Genomic DNA, 22,535 nt, shown 5'->3' on the forward strand with positions numbered 1-22,535 from the left:
CAGGCGATCCTAGGGCTTATTTAGAGATATAGACCACAGGTAGAGGAGTTGCCAAGCGTGGCTGAAAATAATCGGATCGGCGCGGTCTCGGAGGACCAGTCGTACGACGCGTCGAACATCACCGTCCTTGAGGGGCTCGAGGCCGTCCGGAAGCGCCCGGGCATGTACATCGGCTCCACCGGCGAACGCGGCCTGCACCACCTGGTCTACGAAGTGGTTGACAACTCGGTGGACGAGGCGCTCGCCGGCTACTGCGATCACATCGAAATTACCCTGCTGGAGAACGGCGGGTGCCGGGTGGCCGATAACGGCCGCGGTATCCCGGTGGATATTCACCCCACGGAGGGCCTGCCAGCCGTCCAGGTGGTCATGACCGTGCTGCACGCGGGTGGCAAGTTCGGCAACGGCGGCTACGCCGTGTCAGGCGGTCTGCACGGTGTGGGCGTGTCGGTGGTCAACGCGCTGTCGACGCGCATGGATACCGAGGTCCGGCGCGACGGCTACGTCTGGCGGATTTCCTACGAAAACGGCGTGCCCGTGGCGCCCTTGGAGAAGGGTGAGCCCACCACCGAAACCGGCACCACGCAGGCTTTCTGGCCCAACGGCGACATCTTCGAAACCACCACGTTCGACTTCGAGACCCTGCGCCACCGCCTGCAGCAGATGGCGTTCCTCAACAAGGGCCTGCGCATCACCCTGATCGACGAGCGGCCGCAGGCCGTTCCGGAGGGCGAGGAGGTCGTGGGCACGGAGGACTCGCTCGCGGCGGAGGAGCGCCCGCACCTCGAGGTCTCCTACCATTACGACGGCGGCCTGCTCGACTACGTGCGCCACATCGTCAAGACCAAGAAGGTCGAACCCGTTCACACCGACCCGATCTACTTCGAGTCTGAGGACGAGGAGAAGAAGATCTCGGTGGAGGTGGCCATGCAGTGGACCGCGTCGTATTCCGAGACCCTCCACACCTTCGCTAACACGATCAACACCACCGAAGGCGGCACGCACGAGGAGGGATTCCGCACGGCGCTGACCTCGGTGATCAACAAGTACGCGCGTGACAAGGGCCTGCTCAAGGAGAAGGACCCGAACCTCTCGGGCGATGACATCCGCGAGGGCCTTGCCGTCGTCATCTCCGTCAAGCTTGGCGAGCCGCAGTTCGAGGGCCAGACGAAGACGAAGTTGGGCAACACGGAAGCCCGCACCTTCGTCCAGCAGCAGACGTACGCCCACATCTCCGACTGGTTGGACATGAACCCGTCGGAGGCGAAGGAAATCATCCGCAAGGCCACGCAGGCCTACCAGGCGCGCATCGCAGCGCGGAAGGCGCGCGAGGCGACGCGTCGCAAGTCGGTGCTGGAGTCGGCGTCGATGCCGGGCAAGCTCAAGGACTGCACGTCGCGTAACCCCGAAGAGTGCGAAATCTTCATTGTGGAGGGTGATTCGGCGGGCGGCTCGGCCGTCAACGGCCGCGACCCTCGCCACCAGGCGATCATGCCGATCCGCGGCAAGATCCTCAACGTGGAAAAGGCGCGGCTCGACCGGGCGCTCAGCTCCGACTCGATCCAGAACCTCATCACCGCGTTCGGCACGGGCGTGGGCGAGGAGTTCGACATCGACAAGCTGCGTTACCACAAGATCGTCTTTATGGCCGACGCCGACGTGGACGGCCAGCACATCGCCACCCTGCTGCTCACCCTCGTCTACCGCTACATGCGCCCGCTCATCGAGGCCGGCTACATCTACCTGGCGATGCCGCCGCTGTACCGTATCAAGTGGACGAATGCCACGCACCAGTATGTGTTTTCCGACGCCGAACGCGACGCGGTGCTGAAGGAAGGCATGGCCGCCGGCAAGAAGCTACCCAAGGCCGAGGGCCAGGGCATTCAGCGCTATAAGGGCCTGGGCGAGATGAATGATTCGGAGCTGTGGGACACCACGATGAATCCCGAAACCCGCACGCTCAAGCGGGTCAACATCGGGGAGGCCGCCGCCACGGACGAGGCCTTCTCTATCCTCATGGGTGAGGACGTGGGTTCGCGCCGTAGCTTCATCCAGCGCAACGCCCGTGACGTGCGATTCCTCGACATCTAAGGATTAATCGTGAGTGAGAATACTGTGAACTTTGAACACGGCAGCATCAAGGATGTCGACCTCCAGCGCGAGATGGAGACCTCCTACCTTGACTACGCCATGTCGGTCATTGTGGGGCGCGCCCTGCCCGATGTGCGCGACGGCATGAAACCCGTCCACCGCCGCGTCATCTACGCGATGTGGGATGGCGGCTACCGGCCCGATTCGGCGTTCTCGAAGTCGGTGAAGATCGTCGGCGACGTCATGGGTCACTACCACCCGCACGGTGACGCTGCCATCTACGACACGATGGTCCGCATGGTCCAGCCGTGGAACCTGCGCTACCCGCTGGTGGCCGGCCAGGGTAACTTCGGTACCGCGGGTGACTTGGGTGCGGCCGCGCCGAGGTACACCGAGGCGCGGATGGCTCCCCTGGCTGTCGAGATGGTCCGCGATATCAACGAGGATACGGTCGATTTCCAGCCCAACTTCGACGGTTCCGTCCAAGAGCCCGTGGTGCTGACCTCCCGCATCCCGAACCTGTTGATCAATGGTTCGGAGGGCATCGCGGTGGGCATGGCAACCTCGATCCCGCCGCACAACCTGCGCGAGATCGCCGCGGGAGCCCAGTGGTACCTCGAGCACCCGGACGCCACGCGCGACGAGCTGCTCGCCAACCTCATGATGCGTATCTCCGGCCCCGACTTCCCCACCGGCGCCACGATCCTGGGCACCAAGGGCATCGAGGATATGTACCGCACAGGCCGCGGCACGATCACCCAGCGCGCGAAGGTGGAGATTGACGAGGTCAACGGCCGCACGTCGCTCGTCATCTCCGACCTGCCCTACCAGGTCAACCCCGACCGCCTGCTTGACCGCATGGTGGAGGGCGTCAAGGACGGGCGGCTGTCCGGCATCGCCGACATCCGCGACGAGTCCTCGGGCCGCGCGGGCCAGCGCATCGTGGTCGTGCTCAAGCGGGACGCCGTGCCGAAGGTGGTGCTCAACAACCTCTACAAGCACACCCAGCTGCAGAACAACTTCTCGGCCAACATGCTCGCGCTGGTCGACGGCGTGCCGCGCACCCTCTCGCTTGACGGATTCATCCACTACTGGGTGCAGCACCAGGTAGAGGTCATCAGCCGACGCACCGCCTATCGCCTGCGCAAGGCCGAAGAGCGCCTCATGATCCTCGAGGGCCTGGTCAAGGCGCTCGACATGCTGGACGAGGTCATTGCCCTCATCCGGCGTTCGCCCACGGTGGAGGAGGCCCGCACCGGGCTCATCGAACTGCTCGCGATCAACGAGATCCAGGCCGACCATATCCTCGCCATGCAGCTGCGACGCCTGGCCGCCCTCGAGCGGCAGAAGATCGTCGAGGAGCGGGACGAGAAGCTCGCCCTGTGCGAGGACTACCGCGACATCCTGGCCAAGCCCGCCCGCCAGCGCGCGATCATCTCCGAGGAACTGAAAGAGGTGGTGGACCGCTACGGCGACGACCGCCGCACCATCATCCTCCCCTTCGACGGCGAAATGACCGTGGAGGACCTCATCCCCGAGGAAGAGATAGTGGTGACCGTGACCCGCTCGGGCTTCATCAAGCGCACCAAGGTCTCCGAGTACCGCGCCCAGCGCCGCGGCGGCAAGGGCGTCAAGGGGACGACGCTGCGCAGTGACGACGTCGTGGAGCACATGGGGATCGCCTCAACACATGATTGGCACCTGTTCTTCACGAACCTCGGCCGGGTCTACCGGGTCAAGGGATACGAGATCCCCGAGGGCTCGCGCGAATCGAAGGGCCAGCACGTGGCGAACGTGCTCGCGTTGCAGCCGGGCGAAGAGATCGCCTCCGCCTTCACGCTGCGCACCTACGACCAAGCCGACTACCTGGTGCTCGCCACAGAGGACGGCATGGTGAAGAAGACCAAGCTGGCCGACTACGACTCGGCCCGCACCGGCGGCCTCATCGCCATCAACCTGCGCGAACACGTGGACGGCTCCACCGACCAGGTGGTCTCCGCCCAGCTCATCAACGAAGGCGACGAGCTCATCCTCGTGTCCCGCCAGGGTCAGTCGCTACGCTTCACAGCCGACGACTCCTCGCTCCGGCCCATGGGCCGCGCCACTGCGGGCGTGCGCGGCATGAAGTTCCGCGACGGCGACTCGCTGCTCGCCATGGAAGTGGTGCGCGAGGACTCGGAAGTCTTCGTCATCACCGACGGCGGCTTCGCCAAGCGCACCAGCGAAGACCAGTACAGGCCCCAGAACCGCGGCGGCCTCGGCATCCGTGTGGCCAAGGTGGCTGAAAACCGCGGCGAGCTGGTGGGCGCGCTCATCACCAAGCCCGGGGACGAGGTCGTGGTGATCATGGAGGGCGGCAAGGTGGTCCGCTCGCGCGTGGACGAAGTCAACCTCACCGGACGCAACACCCAGGGCGTGCGTTTCGTCCGCCCCGATAGCGGCGACCGCGTGCTCGCGATGGCGCCCGTCTTCGAGTCGGACAGCGCTGACAGCTCGGATTCCGCCGATTCCGCGGACACTGTCGCCTTGGGCGAGACGGTCGGATCCGGCGACTCGGTCGCAGCCGATGAGGAGGTGGCCGCGCCTGTGGACGCGGGCGGGGCAACGGCGTCGTCGGACCAGATCGACAATCAGCCCCAAGAAGGGTGAGCGGGCGCGCAAAAAGCGGTAGCGTCATACCAGTAGCAACATCAACGACGGAGATCTCTCATGACCGAGACCACGCATACCCCCGATAGCGTCGACGCGGCGGAGGAGCGGCTGGACGTTGGCATCAGCCGCGTCCGCATGACTATCTCGCGCATCGACCCGCTGTCAGCGCTCAAGCTGTCCTTCCTCGTGTCGGTGGGTGTGGGCATCATGATCGTCATCGCCGCGATCCTCCTGTGGTTCACGCTTGACGCCATGCACGTGTGGGCGCGTATCGACGAGCTACTCGTGACGCTGAACTCGGCGCCGCTGCTCGAGCTGGGTCAGTTCATGCAGTTCGGGCGCGTCGTCTCGTTCGCCGTGGTGGTGGGCGTTATTGAGGTCGTGCTCATGACCCTGTTCGGCACGGTCATGGCACTGCTCTACAACGTGGTGGCTATGCTGGTCGGCGGGCTCGGAATCACTGTCACTGACGAGTAGCCCGGGTGGCTCGCTCGCGGGTGGCTCGGTGGGCCGGCCAGCGGTTGGCGGACGCGGCGGCAGAAATGTGACGTCGAGCGCTCAGGTCATATCCGGTTTGGAGAAGTGCGGGAGAATGAGTTAACCTAATTCGGCATCCGTTAGGAACGGGGCGTATAGCTCAGTCGGTTAGAGCGCCACACTGATAATGTGGAGGTCCGTGGTTCGAGTCCACGTACGCCCACTCGTTAATCGAGGAAGGTCACGATGAAGAGGTTTGCTCTGGTATGTTTGGCCGGCCTGGGAGGCTACATCGTTTTCCTCCAGGTTCAGAAGAACATGCAGCGTCAAGCCACGTGGCAGCAAGTGACCGACCCGGTTGATCTTTAAGGGGCCTTGGCGCAATTGGTAGCGCACCTGCTTTGCAAGCAGGGGGTTACGGGTTCGAGTCCCGTAGGCTCCACAAATGAATTCCGCTAAATATCAACGAAAAGCCACCATCATCGTTTTTCGGATATCGAGTTGGATACCCATGGAAACGGCGTCTCGGTAATTGAAGGCGTCCACGCACTAAGCACGACAAACCCAGGATCCCGGGCCATTCAGCGCGGCCGAAACATCTGGGGGCGGGGTGCGTATCGCACCCCGCCCCCAACAGATAGGCTGTGTCTCAATCCCCGTCAGCGGCTAGCTGACCGGAATCTGGCTCGGACTAGTCTTCCTTGTCCTCGTCGATGAGGCCCGCTGCCTCAGCGGCCTCCTCCTCGCGAGTCTTGGCCACCTTCTCCTTCAGCTCCTCTTCCTTGAGCTCCGCCTCCGAGACCTCCTCCTGGATGACCTCATGAGCGGCGGCCTGCTCCTCGACCTTATCCTTCGCAGGGGTCTCGGAATCCTCCGGCTTGGCAGCCGACTCATCCGTGGGCACCGAGACGTCCTCCCAGTAGGCTTCGGCCCACGGGTCCTGCACCGGCTTCGAGCGCGCCCACGCCACGTACGCTGCAACGGCGCCCGCGCCAGCAAGGGCCAGGAAGCCAACCCACTTGCGCAGGCCACGCTTCTTCTCCGGCTTGGCCAGCTCCTTCTTCGACGCCGCGACCACAGCGTTCGCGCGCGTGGCCAGGTCGCCAGAACCGGACTTTGCCTCTTCGAGGGCGGCGTGAGCAGCACGCTTGGCACGCGGCAGGTAGTCCTCCCGCACCAGCGCCGACGTCTCCTCATACCGGCTGGTCGCATCGGCGACGAGCGGGCGGGCCTTCTCCGCGGCGTCGTGGGCGGCGTCGTTAGCCTTGTCGTAAGCGTCCTTGACGTAGGGCGCGGCCTTCTCGTACGCGTCGTGGGCGGCGTCGTTAGCCTTGTCGTAAGCGTCCTTGACGTAGGGCGCGGCCTTCTCGTACGCGTCGGCGGCAAGCGGCTCCGCCCAATTGACCGCGGCTCGCACCGAATCCTTCACGAGGGAGCCAAGCTGGCTACCAACCTCTGCCGCACGCTCGGCCAGCGGCTCAACCTGGTCGGCCACCTTCTCCTTCGTGCTCTTCTTCTTGAACAAAGACATGTTTACCTCCACTGCTGGACGGCGTTGTGCCGCGCGTAACCCTTATCTTTCCACGTAGAGCTCCGTTTCGCAGGACGCTAGCCGAATTACCTCGGCAAACAGGGCCCCTTTTCGTTGACAGAGTAAATTTCGCCGATAGCGGTGTACCCAAATGAATGCGTGGAGAAAACCGGCCCGACCTGCGCGGGTGTGGGAGGATTAGCCCTATGGAAGCAACACTGCATACAAATTACGGAGACATCAAGATTGACCTCTACCCGGAGCACGCTCCGGAGACGGTCGCGAACTTCACCGAGCTTGCCACCGGCAAGCGCGAGTGGCTCAACCCCCGCACGGGCGAACCCACCACTGACCCGCTGTACGACGGCGTCATTTTTCACCGCGTCATCGCCGGCTTCATGATCCAGGGCGGCGACCCGCTCGGCACCGGCACCGGCGGCCCGGGCTACCGTTTCGACGACGAAATCGCCCCCGAGCTCAACTTCACCGAACCCTACGTGCTCGCCATGGCCAATGCCGGCAAGCAGGGCGGCCGCGGCACGAACGGCTCGCAGTTCTTCATCACGGTTGCCCCCACCACGTGGCTGCAGGGCAAGCACACCATCTTCGGCAAGGTCAACGACGCCGACTCGCAGGCTGTCGTCGACTCCATCGCCGCCGTTGAGACCGGCCCGATGGACCGCCCGGTGGAGGACGTGGTCATTAACTCGGTGACGGTCGCCGACTAGCAGATGTACGACGCCGAACGGTCCGGGATGTCGGACCACAATCGCGAAATTCCCGGTTTCCGGAGGCGGATGGCCGTTCGGCGTCGTAATCCTGCCCCTGCCACGACCGTGCTCATCGTGGCGTGTGGGATCATGGCTCTTGTGGAGCGGCTGCAACCCCAGGTGGGGGTGGAGCTCATGTTCTACCCTCCGCTCGCACAGGTGCAGCCGTACCGTTTCATTACGTCCGCCTTCCTCCACAGCGGCTTTTGGCATTTGGTGCTCAACATGTATGCCCTGTGGCTGCTCGGGCGGGTGCTCGAGCCGGTGCTCGGCAGGGTGAGGTACCTGGCGCTCTACTTCTTGTCCGCGATCGCGGGTAACGCCGCGGTGTATGGGGTGGCGAACTTGACCGGAGGGTGGAACGTGGGCGCGGTGGGTGCGTCCGGCGCGATCTTCGGGTTGTTTGGCGCGCTCGTCATTCTCTCGCGCAAGGTGGATGCGAACATGTCGGGAATCTTCACGATCCTGGGCGTTAACCTCGTCTACAGCTTTGTGGTTCCAGGGATCTCGTGGGAGTCGCACGTGGGCGGGCTGATCGTGGGCGCGCTGCTGACCTGGGCGTGGATATCCATCCGCGAGAGCTTCCCGGCGAGGCGTAAGCGCACTGTTCTTGAGGTCGCCGCCGGCCTGCTGGTGCCGGTGCTGACGGCCCTCGTTCTGTGGATTTAGCGGCAACGACGCCGCGTTACCTCCCGTGCATTTTTAGCCTCATCTATCCCCAGGTGTGGTTTACCCTGTGGAGAATTACATGAGTGTAATTCGAGTTGTCCTCAGCTGTGGCTTGGCCTGTGGAGAATTACATGAATGTTATTTAGGCGGGCGTGAAGCTAACTCGTGAATCTGAAAGGTTCCGTGCTGAAAACCGAGCTTTGTGGGCCCAGACTTACCAGTTAGTAACACCCGACGCCTGCGCCGGGCTGGGCGGTCAGTGAGCGCGCTACTTCCAGCCCATCGTCATGAGGAAGCCCACCAGCATGAAGCCGATGCCCACGAAGATGTTGATGTTACCGTTCGACAGACCGGGGATCGGGAAGCGACCGCCGGTGATGTAGGCGATGACGATGATGATCAGGCCGAGCACGGCGAGGCCGACCATGACGGGAACCCACCAGCGCGGGGACTGTTCGGGGGCCGCGGCCTTGCGGTTCTCCTGGGCGTGCTGCTGGGCAATCCTGCGCTCAACGACCTTCTTGCGCTTCTTCGATTCGGGCATCGCTCATCCTTCTATGCGGAACGTACCCCCAAATCCTATACGGATAAAAGGAAAAACGGGAATCATCCACAGGGTTAGTTTTCGCATCTGGGGAAGGTGGGAGGGATGAAATACACTATGCTTGAGCCAGTCAATTCGAGGAGATGATATGAAGGCGGACCAAGCACGGCGTAAACCATCCCTGTTCGGCCGTATCCTTGGTGTCATTGGGGAACTGATGATCACTGCTGGGCTCGTCATTGGGCTGTTCATTGTGTGGCAGATCTGGTGGACGGATATTGAAGCGAACCGTGAGCAGCAGGCCGCGATTGTCACGTTGCGTCAGGAGTACGGCGAGGTTGCTGACGACGGGATTGCGGAGCCGCAGCCGGGCCCGCCGCCGGAGTGGTCGGGGCCCATGGGTGTGGGTGAGACGATCGGCATCATGCGTATCCCGGCATTTGGCTACGAGTATGCTTACACGATCCAGAACGGCACGGACTTGACCACGGTGCTCGATAAGGGTTCGTTCGGCAGGTATACGGATACGGCGTTCCCGGGTGAGGTGGGTAATTTCTCGACGGCGGCCCACCGGCAGACGTACGGCGCGCCGATGATGAACGTGCAGAACTTGAAGGAGGGCGATGCCGTGGTGGTGGAGACCGCGGACGCCTTCTACGTATACAAGATCATCGCGGATGAGATCGTGTCGCCCACGGACGTGTGGACGATCGCGCCGGACCCGTTCATGGCACTTGATTCGCTGAAGAATGGCACGCCGGTGTCGGAGGCCACGCGCCGCCTGCTGACGATCACCACGTGCCACCCGCCTTTCGTGTCGAATGAACGCTGGATTGTCCACGCCGAGTTCGATTACTGGACGAAGCGTGAGGATGGCCTGCCGAAGGAGCTTGTTGACCCGGCGACCACCGCGGTGGAAGGAGCGAACTAATGTACGGAGCGATTTGGCGCATGCTTCCGGGCCCGACATGGCTGAAGGTCCTGGAGGCCCTTGCCCTGATCTTTGGCGTGGTCTACCTGCTGTTTGAGTATGCCTACCCGTGGGTCATGGAAAACACTCACTTGGTGGATAACACGGTCGGCGAGTGACCCCGGCGGGGTCCGCCTCGCCCAGTTTCACGCCAAGAAAGTAGCGCGGCCAAGCTTTGCTTGGCCGCGCTGATTCCTATTTGCTCGATTCGTCCGTCGGTGCCGGATCAGTGGGTTGCTCACTCGGATCCTGACTCGGTTGCTCGCTTGGCTCCGTGGTGGGGGGCGCCACAATCTCCTTGGCGATCACCAGTTCGACGCGCTGGTTGTATGGCACCTTCCCGGCGGCCGGGTTCATGGATAGCACGGTGCCGGGCTCGGCCTGGTCGGTTTCCACCTCGGAGATCGAGATCGACTGAATCCGCAGGTCGTTGGCGAGGAGGGCTTCGGCGTCGTCGATGTTCATCCCGCGCACATCCGTCAGCACCACGTCACCGGACGCGACCACCAGGTTGACCTGGCTACCGCGCTTGACGGTGTTGCCGGCCTCGGGCGAGGTGGCGGACACTGTGTCCTTCGCCAGCCCGGGCACGTCCTCGATGTCGACCCGCCCCACCCGCAGGCCTGCGTTCTCTAGGATCTCCTTCGCCTGGTCCTGGGTGTAGACGCCGTTGGCGACGTCGGGAACCTTCACCGAGCCGACGCCGGAGGAGAAGTGGACGGTGACCGTGTCGCCCTCGTTGACCGTGCCGGCGATCGGCGGGTTGGAGGAGACGTAGATCCCCTCGGGGATCTTGTCATCCTCGACCGGGTCGCCCACGTTGAGCACGAGGTTGCGCTCCTCGAGCGCGGCCCGCACCTGGCTTTCGTTCATGCCGGTCAGATCCGGCACGGTGGTCTGCGCGACCGTGGCGGTCGGCTCCTCGGGGGCGCGGTTGGCGTTGTAGATCGCGTACCCGATTCCGGACATGGCGAGGATGGTCAAAATAATGCCGAGCACGATGAAAAGCGTGTTCCGCGAGCGCTCCTCGGCGGGCGGGATCGAGGTCTGCGTGGACGTCTTCGTCACCTGCGACGGCGGCACGGACGCGACCTGCGTGGGCGGCGTCGAAACCTGCGTGGGTGCGGACATCACCTGGGTCTGCCACGAGCCGACGGCCGGAGCACTCACCTCCCCGCCACGGATGGCGGACAGGAGGTCGGCCCGCATGTCGGCCGCGCTCTGGTAGCGGTCCTCGCGGCGCTTGGCCAGCGACTTCGTCACCACCCTGTCGAGCGACTCGGGGATGTCCGGCGCGATCGACGTGGGCGCCGGCGGTTGCTGGGACACGTGCTGGTAGGCGACCGCCACCGCGGAGTCCCCACGGAACGGCGGTTGACCGGTGAGCAGCTCGAACAGGACGCAGCCGGTGGAATACAGGTCAGATCGGGCGTCGACAACCTCGCCACGCGCCTGCTCCGGCGACAGGTACTGGGCGGTGCCCACCACCGAGTTTGTCTGCGTCATCGTGGCCGACGAATCGGCCACGGCCCGCGCGATGCCGAAGTCCATCACCTTGACCTTGCCGTCCGGGGTCAACATGATGTTGCCCGGCTTGATGTCGCGGTGAACGATGCCCTCCCGGTGCGAGTACTCGAGCGCCGACAGGATCCCGACGACAATCTGCACCGCCTCGTCAATAGGCAGGGCGTCCCCGTTGCTCAGCAGCTGGGAGACGGTGCGGCCCTTGACGTACTCCATGACGATGTAGGGAAGCGAGAGGGTGCGACCGGATTCGGAAATGACGGTCTCTTCGCCCGTGTCATACACGGCCACGATCGAGGGATGGTTGAGGGCGGCGGCGGACTGCGCCTCGCGCCGGAAGCGCGCGATGAAGGTGGGATCCTGGGCGTGGTCGGTGCGCAACACCTTGATGGCGACCGTGCGCGAAAGCCGCGTGTCGTAGCCCAAGTGCACCTGAGCCATGCCTCCGCGGCCGATCAGGTCGCCGACCTCATAGCGGTCGCCGAGGATACGGGGTACGTCAGCCATGCCGAACTTTCCTTTCCCTCACACCTTCAAACATACTGCCCCACATCGGCGCGTGATTGCCAACTAGTGAGGTCACGAAACGATTACAGTTCATTGGCCCACCACCGCGTCGATGACGGCCCGTGCGACCGGCCCGGCGTTGGACCCGCCGTCGCCCCCGTTCGCGACGAGCGCGGCCACCGCCACCTTCGGATCGTCCGTCGCGTCGAACCCGGCGAACCACGCGTGCGGCTCCACCCCGGCGCCGACCTCGGCCGAGCCTGTCTTGCCCGCCACTTGCACGTAGTTCAGCGCGGCGTACGACCCGGTGCCCTTGTTTACGACGTCGATCATCATCGACCGCATCTGCTCGGCGGTGCTCTTCGAGATCGGGTTGGAGAACGTGGTGGGCGCGGTGGTGGACAGTACCCCGAGGTCCGCGGTGAACGTCTGGTCCACGAGGTAGGGGGTCATGAGGCGCCCGTCGTTGGCCACCGCCGCCGCGACCATAGCCATCTGCATTGGTGATGCGAGGATGTCGCGCTGGCCGAAGGAGTCCATGGCGAGAGCGGCGTCGTCGGCCGGCTCGGGAAACTGTGAGGGGCGGACGGACAGCGGGATGTCGAGGTCCTGCCCGAAGCCGAACGCCTCGGCCATGGCGCGCATCTTCTCCGCGCCCAGGTTCAGGCCGCCGATCGCGAAGGCCGTGTTGCACGACTGGGTGAACGCCACGCGCAACGGCACCGTGCCCGAGCCGTCCCCGCACTGGCGCTGGCCGGGGTTGTAGATCTCGTGCGACGTGCCGGGCGGAGAGTAGGTGTAGGGGGCCTCGACGCCGGAGTCAGCGGTCAGCCCGTTCTCGATCATGGCAGCAGCGGTAATGAGCTTGAACACTGAGCCGGGTGCGTAGAGGTCGTCCCCGATCGCCCGGTTGAGCAGGGGTTTGGCCGGGTCCGCGTTGAGGGTCTCCCACGCGGTGGTCGCCTCCTCGCGGTTGTGCGAGGCGATCTGGTTCGGGTTGAACGTGGGTTTCGAGACAAGCGCGAGGATCTTCCCCGTGGACGGCTCGATCGCGACGACGGCGCCCTGCCTGTCCCCAAGTGCATCCCACGCGGCCTGCTGCGCAGCCGGGTTAATGGTGAGCGAGACGGCCCCGCCCTCCGGGTCCGCGTCCGTCAGCAACTCCTGCAAGTGCTGGGTGGCCAGCTGCGAATCGGATCCGCCCAGGATCCCGTTCTCCGCCCGCTCGATCCCAGTGATCGCGTTGTGAATCACCGAAAAATAACCCGTGACCGGCGCATACAGCTCCGGCTGCAGGTAGGTGCGCAGGTAATTATAAGGAGAGTCGATCTTCTCGATCCCCGTGATCGCCTCACCCGCCACGATGATCGGGCCGCGCTTGACCCCATACTCCTTATATAGCGTGCGGGCGTTGCGTGCGTCCGCATTCAGCGAGGGCGCTCGGAAGAACTGCAACGACGTCGCCGCCGCCATGAGTGTCAAAAACATGATCGTCACGACGACCGATAGCTTGCGTAGCGGCGGATTCATCGGACCACCTCTGTGGGGTAGCGGTCGGCGTCGGAAGCGCTATCGGCAGGACCGCCGGGCGCGCCGGCGTCGGCGTCAGCTGGGGCGTCGGCGGAAACGGGCGCGCCGGCGTCGTCGGAAGCCTCGGTGTTACGCGAGGCGGAGGGCCAGTCGGAATTGGGCCAGTCGTCGTCGGGAGAATCGGGCAGCTCCGGCAACGGCGCGGAGGAGGGCAGCGCGGGGCGGCGGGCGGCATCGGACATGCGGATGAGCAGGCCGATGATGATCCAGTTCGTCAGCAGCGCCGAGCCGCCGAGCGAAAGGAACGGGATCGCGAGGCCCGTCAGCGGGATAATGCCCGTGACGCCGCCGGCCACGATAAAGCACTGCAAGCCCACGGTGAAGCCGAGGCCGGAGGCGAGGAGTTTGCCGAAGCCGTCGCGGAGGTCGAGCGCGGTTTTGAACGCGCGCTGAACAAGGAGGAGGTAGATCGAGAAGATCGCGAGCAGGCCCATGAGGCCCAGCTCCTCCCCGAAGGACGCCACGATGAGGTCGGAGTTCGCGGCGAACGTGTTGCCAGGATACCCGCGGCCGAGGCCCGTGCCGAGCAACCCGCCCGACGCCATCCCGAACCAACCCTGGACAATCTGCCACGAGCCGTACTTGGCGTTGTAAACCTCTGGGTCGAGGGCGTGGAGCCAGATGTCGAAGCGGGCCTGAATGTGCGGCATGATCTGGACGAGGAAATACACGCCGATCGTGGTGAGGATCCCGCCGATCACGATCCACGACACGCGCTCGGTGGCCACATAAAGCATCGCCACGAACAGGCCAAAGAAGAGGAGAGCCGTGCCGAAATCCTTCTCCATCGCGAGGATGCCCATGCAGCCCATCCAACCCACGAGCAGGGGGCCGAAGTGGCGTGCACGCGGCAATTGGATGCCCAGCACTTTCTTGCCGGCAAGCGCCAGGTTGTCGCGCTGGCTGACCAGGTAGCCCGCGAAAAACACCGCGAAGAAGATCTTGGCCAGCTCGGCCGGCTGGTAGGAAAAATCGGCCACCTGAATCCAAATGCGCGCGCCGTAAATCGACACGCCAAGGCCCGGCACCATCGGCAAAAGCAACAGGATCGTGCCGAGCGCGAGCGAAATGAACGTGAAGCGGCGCAGCGCCCGATGGTGGACCACCACGGCCGTGGCCACCATGAGCACCACGCCCACGCCCGCCAACATGAACTGCCCGCCCACAAGCGGAGCGTTCCCCTTGGCAACCAGCGAATAGTCAATCCGGTGAATCATCACCAGGCCCAGGCCCGTGAGGGTCACCGCGATTGGGAAAAACACCGGGTCCGCCCACGGCGCCCGCCAACGGATCACGAGGTGAGCCACGAAAATGAGGCTGGCGGCCGCGCCCGCCACCATCCAGAAATTCTCTGGAAGCGCCGAGACCTCCTCCACGCTCACGCTGTGGTGCACGATCACCCACGCCTGCAGGCACGCCGCCAGCGCCAGGATCAGGAGAAGGAGCTCGCGGAAACGGCCCGTCCGGGCGGTCTTCTGAGTCACCACGCTCATTGCCTCTCCTCCCGTGGGTCCGTGGGGGCCGGGACCGTGGTGCCGCTGGTCGGGGCGGGCGTCGTCGTCGGGGCCGGTGTCTGGCCGGACGGATCTCCGGACGGATCGCGCGAAGGCTCCGTGCCCGTCGTCGGGAACGCGGACGGCTCAGGGGTTGGGCGCTCGCCGACGATCGGGTCCGGCTCGCGCACCTGCGCCGACAAATCCGCGACGACCGTCCGCGCCTCCTCCAACGACCCGCGCGTGATCGGCTCGGCAATACGCGCCTGGGCCACCGCCTTAAGGCTCACCACCTCAACGTCCGTCTTCTCATGCAGATGGGACAGGGTGAGCGGGCCGAGCTTTTGCGGCACGCCCTGGAAAATCGCCACCTTCCCGCCCGCCTGCGTCACGTAATACTGGGTCTGGGTCCACGCATACGCGCCAAACAGGGAGCCCGCAAAAATGCCGAGCACCGCGATCGTGGCCGCAATCCGCGCCCACGGGCTACGTCGCTCCGGTTCGACCTCGCCCGCCTCATCCGTCTCACCCGGCGTCCACCGCGCCAGCTTCCCCGCCGCCGACGCCGTGCCACGCGTCGGCTTATGCGCATCGACCGCCGCCGAACCCACGATGAGGGGCGGGGCCGGGGCGACGTCGTCGTCGACAACATCGGCCAACACCACCGTGACGTTATCGGGCGCGCCGGCGGCCAGCGCCAGGTCCACCAGGCGGTTCGCGCACGCCTCCAGGTCGCGGTAATCGGTGAGGGTCTTCGCGATGCGCTCCTTCGACACAACGCCGAACAGACCATCCGAACACAGCAACCAGCGGTCGCCAGGGATGGCCTCGCGGATCGAACGGTCGATCTCCAGCGGCTCCGGGGTGTCGCCGATGTTGCGCATGATCACGTTGCGCTTCGGGTGATTCTCCGCCTCCTCCGGCGTGATCTCCCCCTGATCCACGAGGTATTGGACCAACGTGTGGTCATGCGTGACCTGAGTCAGCGTGCCCTCCCGCAGGAGGTACGCACGCGAATCGCCAATATGGACCATGCCGAGTTTGTTGCCCGCGCGTAAAATCGCGATGCACGTGGTGCCAAGGCCCGCCAGCGACGTCGTCTCCGCCGAGCGCTGAATGAGGTCCGCGTGCGCGTCCTCGAGCGTTGCCGTCAGCAGAGGCAGGAGGTCCTCGGCCTGATGGCTATCATCCACCTCCGCCAAGTGCGCCACCACCACTGACGACGCGACATCGCCACCAGCCGCTCCGCCCATCCCGTCAGCCAACACGATGAGATTCGTGGAGGCATAACCGGCATCCTGATTGGACTTGCGAATCAGGCCGACGTCGGAAGCTGCTGCGCAGCGGAAAGAAATGCTCACTGGCGTAACTCCAGGGTTGTCTTACCGATGGTCACGGGCGTGCCAAAGCCCAGGCGGGTCGGCTCATAAATGCGGGTGCCACCCACCCACGTGCCGTTCGTCGAATTCAGATCCTCCACGTACCAATCGTGGCCATCCGTGTAGAAATGGGCGTGGCGGGCCGAGGTGTAGCCGTCGTCAAGGACGAGCGCCGAATCCGGGGAGCGGCCCACCGTGATCGAACCCGACAGCGGGATCGTGCTGCCGGCTAGGGATCCTCCGCTCACCACCAGGTGCGGGTGCGCTAAGGCGCTAGGCGCGGGGGTGGACGAACGGCGGGGCTGCGGCGTCGTTCGGGAGGCGGGGCGGTTGAAAGCGCGGCCCGGGGTGCGGGACGTGACGCGCGTGCCGTGCACGTCCTTCTTCACCGTGAGCACCACAGCGAAGACGAACAGCCACAGGAGAATGAGGAACCCGTAGCGGAAAAGCGCAATGATCAGGGCACTCATAGCATCTCCGGGCTCGTCCAAAACATGATGCGCGTGCAGCCAATCGTGATCGTGTTGCCATCCAGGAGAGTGGCCGCCGTGATCCGATGGCCCTCCACGTACGTGCCGTTCGTGGTGTCGAGGTCCGTGGCGATGACCCCGCCCGGGGTCACGCGGAGCTCGAGGTGGCGGCGGGAGACGCCGGCGTCGTCAACAGTGATATCCGCCGATGATCCACGGCCAATCACCGTGACCGCGCCCGTGAGCAAATAGCGCTCGCCCGCCACCTCAATGATCGGGTTCTCCGGCGAGGCCTCCGGCATGGTAGCGGGGGCCGCCGGGCCGCGCTTCGACCGGCCGCGCACCAGGAGCTTGCCGCGCGACAACTCCGGGGTGGAATTGAACGTGATCTTGATCGGGCCCAGGAACGTGTACGCCTGGTTGCGGGCGTGGGCCGTGGCGATATCCGTTAGCTCGTCGCGCATCGCGTCCTCACCCCACTCCTCCAACTTGTGGAAATCCGATTCCGACAGCAGGATCTCAAACTCGTTCGGCACCACCACGCGCTCCTGGCTGACCGCCGCCGCCCGATCATCCATCGACTTCTTCAAGCCCGATGCCAACTCCACCGGCTTCAGATCCGAGCGAAACGCGCGCGAAAACACGTTCTCGACCGCGTTCTCCATCCCGCGCTCAATCCTGTCGAATGCGCCCATCGTCATCCTTTCGCACTCTCGCCGTCACCGACGCAGCTGAATCGATAGTTCATTTCCTAGGCTACTCGTTCTGAGATCCAAGTGGATCAGCCTGGGAGTGCGGTGTGCGCGGTGGGCGGACATGGGGTGTGGGGTGGGGCGCTGGCGGACACGTGGGTGTGGCGGGGGCGGGGGCCGGGGCCGAGTGCGGCGGCGGAAGATGGAAAGTGAGAAACGCGGCATAGTCGGCGGCGGCGACTTGGAGAGGGAGCGCATGTGCGTGTAGGCTGTCTTTCGCTTGCTCGAGTGGCGGAATAGGCAGACGCGCACGGTTCAGGTCCGTGTGCCCGTGAGGGCGTGGGGGTTCAACTCCCCCCTCGAGCACCAACAAGGCCGGGAAACCGGCCTTTTTCTTTGCCCGCCCTGGCTGACCAGATTATCGGCGCCGCGCACCAAGGTCCCGCCGGTCTGCCCGACAGAAGTCGTGAATATATCGGCTGACGATTGCTATAGGGGCCTGGTGGGCCTCAGGTTCACGAGTTGTGTCGGCGCCCCCGGGTAGCAGCCACTCGGCGGGGGTATTATCGGCTGATCCAAACCCGCCGGCGCTGACCGTGTTCGGCTTTATCCAAAAGGACCGCGTGGAGGCCGCCGCCTAAGAGGCTGACAGAGAAAAGTGCGGGCCACCCGGCCCGCACTTTTCTCTGTTCGCCGCCCGGCCCTAGTCGTCAATCCAGGTGTTGATGACGTCAGCGTAGGTGAGCGCGTCGGACTCGGAGTGCACGGAGAACACGATGAGGTCGAGGCATTGGCCGTACTTGTCCATCCAGGTGTTGACCGCGTCGAGGGCGATGGTGGCCGCCTTGCGGATAGGGAAGGCGTTGTAGCCGGTGGCGATGGCAGGGAAGGCGATGGAGCTCACGTCGGGCATTTGCCGCGTGAGCTCGAGCGCGTTCCAGTAGCAGTTGTACAGGATGTCGACGTCGTCGTCGGCGATGATCCCGTCGCGCACGGAGGGCCCCACCGTGTGGATGACGTATTTGGCGGGGAGGCGGTAGCCGCGCGTGACCTTGGCTTGGCCGGGCTCTTCGACGTCGGTGCCCTGTAGTTCCATGATGGTGGCGCAGTCGTTGCGCATCCAAGGGCCGGCTTGGGCGTGGAGGACGGAGTCGAGGCAGCCATGGAGCGGGATGCGGCACCCGGTGAGGGTGGGCAGGGCGGTGTTGACGATGGCGTCGATGACGAGTTGGCGCATGTCGCCGCGGAAGAGGACGGTTTCGGTGGAGGAGTCGAAGTCGTTTTCGGGGAGCAGGTCGTGGATGCGGCGGAGGTTCTTGGCTTCGACGCGGCCGTGTTCGCCGACCTGCCTGTAGAGCAGGGTGTTGATTGCGCGGGAGGCGATGGGGTTGAGCGGGCCGGGTTCGCGCAGGGCGAGTTCGGCTTGGAGCCAGCGCAGCAGGCCGTCGTCGGTGGAGAGGTGGGCGATGGAGCCGGTGCCAGTGTAGTGCTTGTGGTTGAGGCCGCCGAGGGCGGTCATCAACAGGTCGTAGGTGGAGCGGGTGTCGTCTTTGGGCTCGGGGAATGGCTCCGAGAGTTTGATTGCGTCCTTATAGTCGTCGAGTTGGAGCATCGTACCTTCCTCAGTTTGATACCCCCAGGTTACCCGAGTTCGCGGCGCGCTGGAACTGTGGGGGCGTGCCGACGACGCGCGGGCTGGCGTTTCACGACAACGGGCGCGCGGGGTTGCACGGCCGCCTGCGGGTGGGCGCGGGAAGAGTTGTCGGAGGCGCTCGTTATGATGGGGGCATGACTGAGATTGGACGGCCCAAGGCGGGCTATGACCTGGTGATTGCGACTGACGGCTCGTGCTCGGGGAATCCGGGCCCGGGCGGTTGGGCGTGGGTGGAGCAGTATTCGGGGCGCACGGCTGCGGGTGGTGCGCATCAGACTACGAACAACATCATGGAGCTCACGGCGATGATTTCGGCGCTGGAGTTTGCGGGGCCGGAGGCGGACCTGCTGCTGCGCTCGGATTCGTCATATGTGATTAAGGCGATGACGGAGTGGGCGCCGGGGTGGCGCCGGCGCGGGTGGAAGAAGGCGGACGGTAAGCCTGTGCTCAACCGGGAGCTGATTGAGAAGATGGTGAATTTGTATGAGTCGCGCACGGGGCGTACCGACGTGGAATGGGTGAGGGGCCATTCCGGGGACGCGGCGAATGAATTGGCCGACCGCCTGGCGGTCGAGCAGACGAACTTGCACGCCTAGGAGCGGGGCACGCGCGGCCGCTGGCCGCGCGTGCTACTACCCCTGTTCGAGCGGGACTTCCTGCGCGTGGGACACCTGCATTTCGGCCACGGCGCGCTTGATCGCATCAGCGTACACGTCGGCGGGCTGGGCGCCAGAGATCCCGAACTTCCCGCCCACTACGTAGAAGGGCACGCCCTCAATGCCGAGTGAGCGGGCGCTGGCGATGTCGGCGCGTACGGAGTCGGAATGCTCGCCGGATTCGAGTTCGTCGGAGACGTCGTCGGGGTCGAGGCCGAGTTCGGCGGCGATCTCGATGAGGGTGTCGGTGTCGGCGAGGTTGCGGCACTCGGTGAAGTGGGCGAAGTAGAGGCGCTCCACTGCCTGCGCCCCGAGGAGTGCGGCTTCTTCGAGGGTTTCGCCGCGGGCCTTGGCGGCGTAGACGAGCTGGTGTGCGAGGAACGTGTTGACCTCGGTGACGTTCTTCCAGTTAATCGCCAGGCCCTCGTCGGCGGCGAGCTCGGTGGTGGAGGTGAGCACCTCGGTGACCTCGTCGGCGGAGAAGTCCTTCATCGACAGGGAGGTGGCGAAGGGGACTGCCGCCGCGGCATCGGGCTGAAGCTGGTAGGCGTGGTACTCAACGGCTACCTTTTGCCCTGATTCCTCAATGCCTTTTTCCAGACGGTGCTTGCCGATCCAACACCACGGGCAGGCGATGTCGGACCACACGTGTACCACGATGTCATGTTCCATGGACCCCACCCTACTCATCGGGCACGAAAAGTGCCGTTCGTGGAGCCTTCGTCACAGCCCGGCCCGGCGAACCCCTAGAATGGCGTCATGAACATCAACGAGGGCGCACCCCGCGCCGAGCGCATCCCCTTTGAGCGGACTTTCCACGGCCACACTTTCACGGACCACTACGAGTGGCTACGCGAGGACGAGGAGAAGGCCCATTCCCTGATCGACGCCGAGAACGCCTGGTTTGACCAGAACACGGCGGACCAGGCCGAGCTCCGCGAGCAGATCGTGGCGGAGATCGCGGCGCGGACGAAGGAGACCGACGTCTCGGTGCCGGTCCGCCAGGGCGACTACTGGTACTGGACCCGCACATGGGAGGGCCGCCCATACAGTGGCCTGTTCCGTGTGCCGCTCAACGGCGCGGACAAGCAGACGGAGAAGGCGGAGCTGACCCGCCCGAAGCCTGGCGCGCGGCTCGCGGGGGAGACCTGCGTGTATGACGGCAACCAGCTCGGCGCCCACGAGGAGTACTTCGCCACCGGCTCGGGGGATGTGTCGCCGGACGGGCGGCTGTTCGCGCTCGCGGTCGACACCACCGGGGCCGAGCATTTCAACCTGCGCATTCACCAGATTTACGGGGACGTGGTGGTGGACGACGCCGTAGAGGGCGCCGGCTACGGGCTGGCGTGGCTCGCAGATTCCAGCGGTGTGTTCTACACGAGGGTGGACGAGGCATGGCGCCACCACGAGATCTGGCTCCACCGGGTGGGGACGAACCCGGACGAGGACCAGCTGATCCTGCGCGAGGACGACGAGTCCTTTGGCCTGTGGTGTGACTCCTCGCGGGATGGGAAGTGGCTGGTCATCACGTCGACGTCGACCGAGACGACCGAGGTCCACCTGGTCTCAACCACGGACCCGGATGAGCGCTTCGTCGTGCGCGAGCGAGAGCAGGGCGTGTTCTACACGGCGGAGGTGGCAGGCGACGAGCTGCTCATCATCCACAACGCCGAAGAGCCTGGCTTTGAGCTGGCCACCGCCCCGGTCCGACCCAGCGATGTCGCCGAGTGGACGAGCCTCGTCAAGCCGGCCGCCGGCGAGCGCTTCCTTGAGGTCGCCGCGTTCAAGTCGTTCGCGGCGCTGCACACGCGCGCCAAGGGCGGAACCGAGATCCGGATCATCGAGCGCACGGCCAAGGGCTGGGACAAGCCGTACATGCTCCCGATCCCTGAGACGATGACCGTGGAGATCAGCGCGAACTACGAGTGGGAGACGACCGGGATCGACGTCGTCGCCGAATCGCTCATCCAGCCGCAAACCTGGCTCAACTGGGACGTGAAGGATAAGGAGCTGACCACGCTCAAGACCCTCGAAGTGCCCGGCTACGACCCGGCGGCCTACGTCGAGTATCGGGAATGGGCGGAAGCGGAGGACGGGGTGAAGATCCCGCTGACCATCGCCCACCGCGCCGACCTCGACCGCGCCGGCGACAACCCTGGCTTCATCTATGGCTACGGCTCCTACGAGATCTGCGACGACCCGTACTTCACCCCCATGCGCCTGCCGCTCCTGGACCGTGGGGTGGTCTACGTCGTGGCCCACATCCGCGGTGGCGGTGAGATGGGCCGCCAGTGGTACGAAGACGGGCGGCTGCTCAAGAAGAAGAACACGTTCTCCGACTTCATGGCCGCCTCCCGCCACCTCATCGACACGGGACTCGTGGACGGTGAGCGCCTTGCCGCGGAGGGCCGCTCCGCCGGCGGCCTGCTCATGGGCGCGGTGACCAACTTGGCCCCCGAGCTCTACCGAGTGATCTTGGCGGGCGTGCCGTTCGTCGACGCCCTGACCACCATCCTCAAGCCCGAGCTGCCACTGACGGCCGGCGAATGGGAGGAGTGGGGCAACCCGATCACGTCGAAGGAGGTCTACGAATACATGGCCTCCTACTCGCCGTACGAAAACATTCGCGCCGAGCGCTACCCCGCGATCCTTGCCGTCACCTCGCTCAATGACGTCCGTGTGTCCTACCTCGAGCCCACCAAGTGGGTCCAGGAGCTACGCGAGGTGGTGGCCGACGATTCCGGGATCATCCTCCAGCACACCGAGAAGGTCGCGGGCCACGCCGGCGGTTCCGGGCGTTACGCCCGGTGGGAGCGGCGCGCTCGCGAGCTCGCGTTCGTGCTGCGCCAGCTCGACGTCGCTTAGG

At 64.9% G+C, this 22,535-nt stretch carries 20 protein-coding genes and 3 tRNA genes; 13 read left to right on the forward strand and 10 right to left on the reverse strand.

Translation table 11 applies throughout. The features are described 5' to 3' along the window. Positions 1-57: 57 nt before the first annotated feature. The 6 genes from gyrB (at position 58) to QPC17_RS08920 (ending at position 5,662) form a co-directional block, all read left to right on the forward strand. Complete coding sequence (gene gyrB / locus QPC17_RS08895) at positions 58-2,091, forward strand: DNA topoisomerase (ATP-hydrolyzing) subunit B (protein ID WP_285347252.1); 2,034 nt, start codon at positions 58-60, stop codon at positions 2,089-2,091. Between the two features lie 6 nt (positions 2,092-2,097). Next, positions 2,098-4,740, forward strand: coding sequence for a DNA gyrase subunit A (gyrA, locus tag QPC17_RS08900; RefSeq protein WP_432049313.1), 2,643 nt, complete (start codon positions 2,098-2,100; stop codon positions 4,738-4,740). A gap of 60 nt (positions 4,741-4,800) precedes the next feature. Next, complete coding sequence (locus QPC17_RS08905; RefSeq protein ID WP_062612853.1) at positions 4,801-5,220, forward strand: DUF3566 domain-containing protein; 420 nt, start codon at positions 4,801-4,803, stop codon at positions 5,218-5,220. 149 nt (positions 5,221-5,369) lie between these two features. Beyond that, a tRNA-Ile gene (locus tag QPC17_RS08910) sits at positions 5,370-5,443 on the forward strand. 23 nt (positions 5,444-5,466) lie between these two features. Then, a complete protein-coding gene (locus tag QPC17_RS08915) occupies positions 5,467-5,589 on the forward strand; it encodes a DLW-39 family protein (protein ID WP_210382915.1) in 123 nt (40 codons plus the stop codon). Next, a tRNA-Ala gene (locus QPC17_RS08920) sits at positions 5,590-5,662 on the forward strand. It abuts the gene before it with no gap. Positions 5,663-5,911: 249 nt separating this feature from the next. Here the strand turns inward: QPC17_RS08920 and QPC17_RS08925 are convergent. Further along, a complete protein-coding gene (locus QPC17_RS08925; RefSeq protein WP_285347254.1) occupies positions 5,912-6,751 on the reverse strand; it encodes a hypothetical protein in 840 nt (279 codons plus the stop codon). Positions 6,752-6,957: 206 nt separating this feature from the next. Between QPC17_RS08925 and QPC17_RS08930 the strand changes: the two genes are divergently transcribed. Both QPC17_RS08930 and QPC17_RS08935 read left to right on the forward strand, forming a co-directional pair. Next, on the forward strand, positions 6,958-7,479 hold the full coding sequence (locus QPC17_RS08930) for a peptidylprolyl isomerase (protein WP_062612849.1): 522 nt from the start codon (positions 6,958-6,960) through the stop codon (positions 7,477-7,479). A 69-nt stretch (positions 7,480-7,548) separates the two neighbouring features. Next, on the forward strand, positions 7,549-8,190 hold the full coding sequence (locus QPC17_RS08935) for a rhomboid family intramembrane serine protease (protein WP_285347255.1): 642 nt from the start codon (positions 7,549-7,551) through the stop codon (positions 8,188-8,190). Between the two features lie 268 nt (positions 8,191-8,458). Here the strand turns inward: QPC17_RS08935 and QPC17_RS08940 are convergent, their stop codons facing one another. Beyond that, a complete protein-coding gene (locus QPC17_RS08940; RefSeq protein ID WP_062612846.1) occupies positions 8,459-8,734 on the reverse strand; it encodes a cell division protein CrgA in 276 nt (91 codons plus the stop codon). A 148-nt stretch (positions 8,735-8,882) separates the two neighbouring features. On the opposite strand from QPC17_RS08940, the gene QPC17_RS08945 reads away from it, so the two are divergent. Together QPC17_RS08945 and QPC17_RS08950 are read left to right on the forward strand one after the other, a co-directional pair. Continuing rightward, the gene (locus tag QPC17_RS08945) at positions 8,883-9,665 is read left to right on the forward strand and encodes a class E sortase (RefSeq protein ID WP_062612844.1); all 783 of its coding nucleotides are present in this window, start codon (positions 8,883-8,885) and stop codon (positions 9,663-9,665) included. Next, positions 9,665-9,823 carry a hypothetical protein gene (locus QPC17_RS08950; protein ID WP_162839026.1) on the forward strand — a complete coding sequence of 53 codons (159 nt, stop codon included), beginning with the start codon at positions 9,665-9,667 and terminating at the stop codon, positions 9,821-9,823. Before QPC17_RS08945 ends, QPC17_RS08950 begins: the two co-directional genes overlap by 1 nt. Before the next feature lie 76 nt (positions 9,824-9,899). On the opposite strand, the gene pknB is transcribed toward QPC17_RS08950, so the two are convergent. The 6 genes from pknB to QPC17_RS08980 all read right to left on the reverse strand — a co-directional run bounded on the left by pknB (position 9,900) and on the right by QPC17_RS08980 (position 17,362). Then, the gene (gene pknB, locus QPC17_RS08955; protein WP_285347256.1) at positions 9,900-11,735 is read right to left on the reverse strand and encodes a Stk1 family PASTA domain-containing Ser/Thr kinase; all 1,836 of its coding nucleotides are present in this window, start codon (positions 11,733-11,735) and stop codon (positions 9,900-9,902) included. 90 nt (positions 11,736-11,825) lie between these two features. After that, positions 11,826-13,265 (reverse strand): penicillin-binding transpeptidase domain-containing protein, encoded by a 1,440-nt coding sequence (locus tag QPC17_RS08960; RefSeq protein ID WP_070447628.1) that lies wholly within the window; start codon positions 13,263-13,265, stop codon positions 11,826-11,828. Next, the gene (locus QPC17_RS08965) at positions 13,262-14,818 is read right to left on the reverse strand and encodes an FtsW/RodA/SpoVE family cell cycle protein (RefSeq protein ID WP_285347257.1); all 1,557 of its coding nucleotides are present in this window, start codon (positions 14,816-14,818) and stop codon (positions 13,262-13,264) included. The genes QPC17_RS08960 and QPC17_RS08965 overlap by 4 nt, the downstream gene beginning before the upstream one ends. After that, complete coding sequence (locus tag QPC17_RS08970) at positions 14,815-16,179, reverse strand: PP2C family protein-serine/threonine phosphatase (RefSeq protein WP_068538916.1); 1,365 nt, start codon at positions 16,177-16,179, stop codon at positions 14,815-14,817. Before QPC17_RS08970 ends, QPC17_RS08965 begins: the two co-directional genes overlap by 4 nt. Next, complete coding sequence (locus tag QPC17_RS08975; RefSeq protein ID WP_285347258.1) at positions 16,176-16,667, reverse strand: FHA domain-containing protein FhaB/FipA; 492 nt, start codon at positions 16,665-16,667, stop codon at positions 16,176-16,178. The genes QPC17_RS08970 and QPC17_RS08975 overlap by 4 nt, the downstream gene beginning before the upstream one ends. Then, positions 16,664-17,362, reverse strand: coding sequence for an FHA domain-containing protein (locus QPC17_RS08980; protein WP_285347259.1), 699 nt, complete (start codon positions 17,360-17,362; stop codon positions 16,664-16,666). The genes QPC17_RS08975 and QPC17_RS08980 overlap by 4 nt, the downstream gene beginning before the upstream one ends. A 279-nt stretch (positions 17,363-17,641) precedes the next feature. Between QPC17_RS08980 and QPC17_RS08985 the strand changes: the two genes are divergently transcribed. Then, a tRNA-Leu gene (locus QPC17_RS08985) sits at positions 17,642-17,728 on the forward strand. A gap of 334 nt (positions 17,729-18,062) precedes the next feature. On the opposite strand, the gene QPC17_RS08990 is transcribed toward QPC17_RS08985, so the two are convergent. Beyond that, positions 18,063-18,971: a macro domain-containing protein gene (locus tag QPC17_RS08990; protein ID WP_062612831.1), complete on the reverse strand. Its 909-nt coding sequence runs from the start codon at positions 18,969-18,971 to the stop codon at positions 18,063-18,065. A 176-nt stretch (positions 18,972-19,147) separates the two neighbouring features. Here QPC17_RS08990 and QPC17_RS08995 point away from each other — a divergent pair, with 176 nt between their 5' ends. Beyond that, complete coding sequence (locus tag QPC17_RS08995; protein ID WP_062612829.1) at positions 19,148-19,609, forward strand: ribonuclease H family protein; 462 nt, start codon at positions 19,148-19,150, stop codon at positions 19,607-19,609. 36 nt (positions 19,610-19,645) lie between these two features. On the opposite strand, the gene QPC17_RS09000 is transcribed toward QPC17_RS08995, so the two are convergent. Further along, positions 19,646-20,341 (reverse strand): DsbA family oxidoreductase, encoded by a 696-nt coding sequence (locus QPC17_RS09000; RefSeq protein WP_062612828.1) that lies wholly within the window; start codon positions 20,339-20,341, stop codon positions 19,646-19,648. An 87-nt stretch (positions 20,342-20,428) separates the two neighbouring features. On the opposite strand from QPC17_RS09000, the gene QPC17_RS09005 reads away from it, so the two are divergent. Then, positions 20,429-22,534 carry a S9 family peptidase gene (locus QPC17_RS09005; RefSeq protein WP_285347260.1) on the forward strand — a complete coding sequence of 702 codons (2,106 nt, stop codon included), beginning with the start codon at positions 20,429-20,431 and terminating at the stop codon, positions 22,532-22,534. The last annotated feature ends 1 nt before the right edge of the window (position 22,535 follow it).

The sequence above is a fragment of the Trueperella bernardiae genome, assembly GCF_030246965.1.
Lineage (GTDB): Bacteria > Actinomycetota > Actinomycetes > Actinomycetales > Actinomycetaceae > Trueperella > Trueperella bernardiae.

What these genes read in the sequence shown, in the direction of transcription:
- QPC17_RS08905 (WP_062612853.1), top strand. Translation starts at nt 4,801, where the DNA reads ATGACCGAGACCACGCATACCCCCGATAGCGTCGACGCGGCGGAGGAG.
- QPC17_RS08915 (WP_210382915.1), top strand. Translation starts at nt 5,467, where the DNA reads ATGAAGAGGTTTGCTCTGGTATGTTTGGCCGGCCTGGGAGGCTACATC.
- QPC17_RS08925 (WP_285347254.1), bottom strand. Translation starts at nt 6,751, where the DNA reads ATGTCTTTGTTCAAGAAGAAGAGCACGAAGGAGAAGGTGGCCGACCAG.
- QPC17_RS08930 (WP_062612849.1), top strand. Translation starts at nt 6,958, where the DNA reads ATGGAAGCAACACTGCATACAAATTACGGAGACATCAAGATTGACCTC.
- QPC17_RS08935 (WP_285347255.1), top strand. Translation starts at nt 7,549, where the DNA reads ATGGCCGTTCGGCGTCGTAATCCTGCCCCTGCCACGACCGTGCTCATC.
- QPC17_RS08940 (WP_062612846.1), bottom strand. Translation starts at nt 8,734, where the DNA reads ATGCCCGAATCGAAGAAGCGCAAGAAGGTCGTTGAGCGCAGGATTGCC.
- QPC17_RS08945 (WP_062612844.1), top strand. Translation starts at nt 8,883, where the DNA reads ATGAAGGCGGACCAAGCACGGCGTAAACCATCCCTGTTCGGCCGTATC.
- QPC17_RS08950 (WP_162839026.1), top strand. Translation starts at nt 9,665, where the DNA reads ATGTACGGAGCGATTTGGCGCATGCTTCCGGGCCCGACATGGCTGAAG.
- pknB (WP_285347256.1), bottom strand. Translation starts at nt 11,735, where the DNA reads ATGGCTGACGTACCCCGTATCCTCGGCGACCGCTATGAGGTCGGCGAC.
- QPC17_RS08960 (WP_070447628.1), bottom strand. Translation starts at nt 13,265, where the DNA reads ATGAATCCGCCGCTACGCAAGCTATCGGTCGTCGTGACGATCATGTTT.
- QPC17_RS08965 (WP_285347257.1), bottom strand. Translation starts at nt 14,818, where the DNA reads ATGAGCGTGGTGACTCAGAAGACCGCCCGGACGGGCCGTTTCCGCGAG.
- QPC17_RS08975 (WP_285347258.1), bottom strand. Translation starts at nt 16,667, where the DNA reads ATGAGTGCCCTGATCATTGCGCTTTTCCGCTACGGGTTCCTCATTCTC.
- QPC17_RS08980 (WP_285347259.1), bottom strand. Translation starts at nt 17,362, where the DNA reads ATGGGCGCATTCGACAGGATTGAGCGCGGGATGGAGAACGCGGTCGAG.
- QPC17_RS08990 (WP_062612831.1), bottom strand. Translation starts at nt 18,971, where the DNA reads ATGCTCCAACTCGACGACTATAAGGACGCAATCAAACTCTCGGAGCCA.
- QPC17_RS08995 (WP_062612829.1), top strand. Translation starts at nt 19,148, where the DNA reads ATGACTGAGATTGGACGGCCCAAGGCGGGCTATGACCTGGTGATTGCG.
- QPC17_RS09000 (WP_062612828.1), bottom strand. Translation starts at nt 20,341, where the DNA reads ATGGAACATGACATCGTGGTACACGTGTGGTCCGACATCGCCTGCCCG.
- QPC17_RS09005 (WP_285347260.1), top strand. Translation starts at nt 20,429, where the DNA reads ATGAACATCAACGAGGGCGCACCCCGCGCCGAGCGCATCCCCTTTGAG.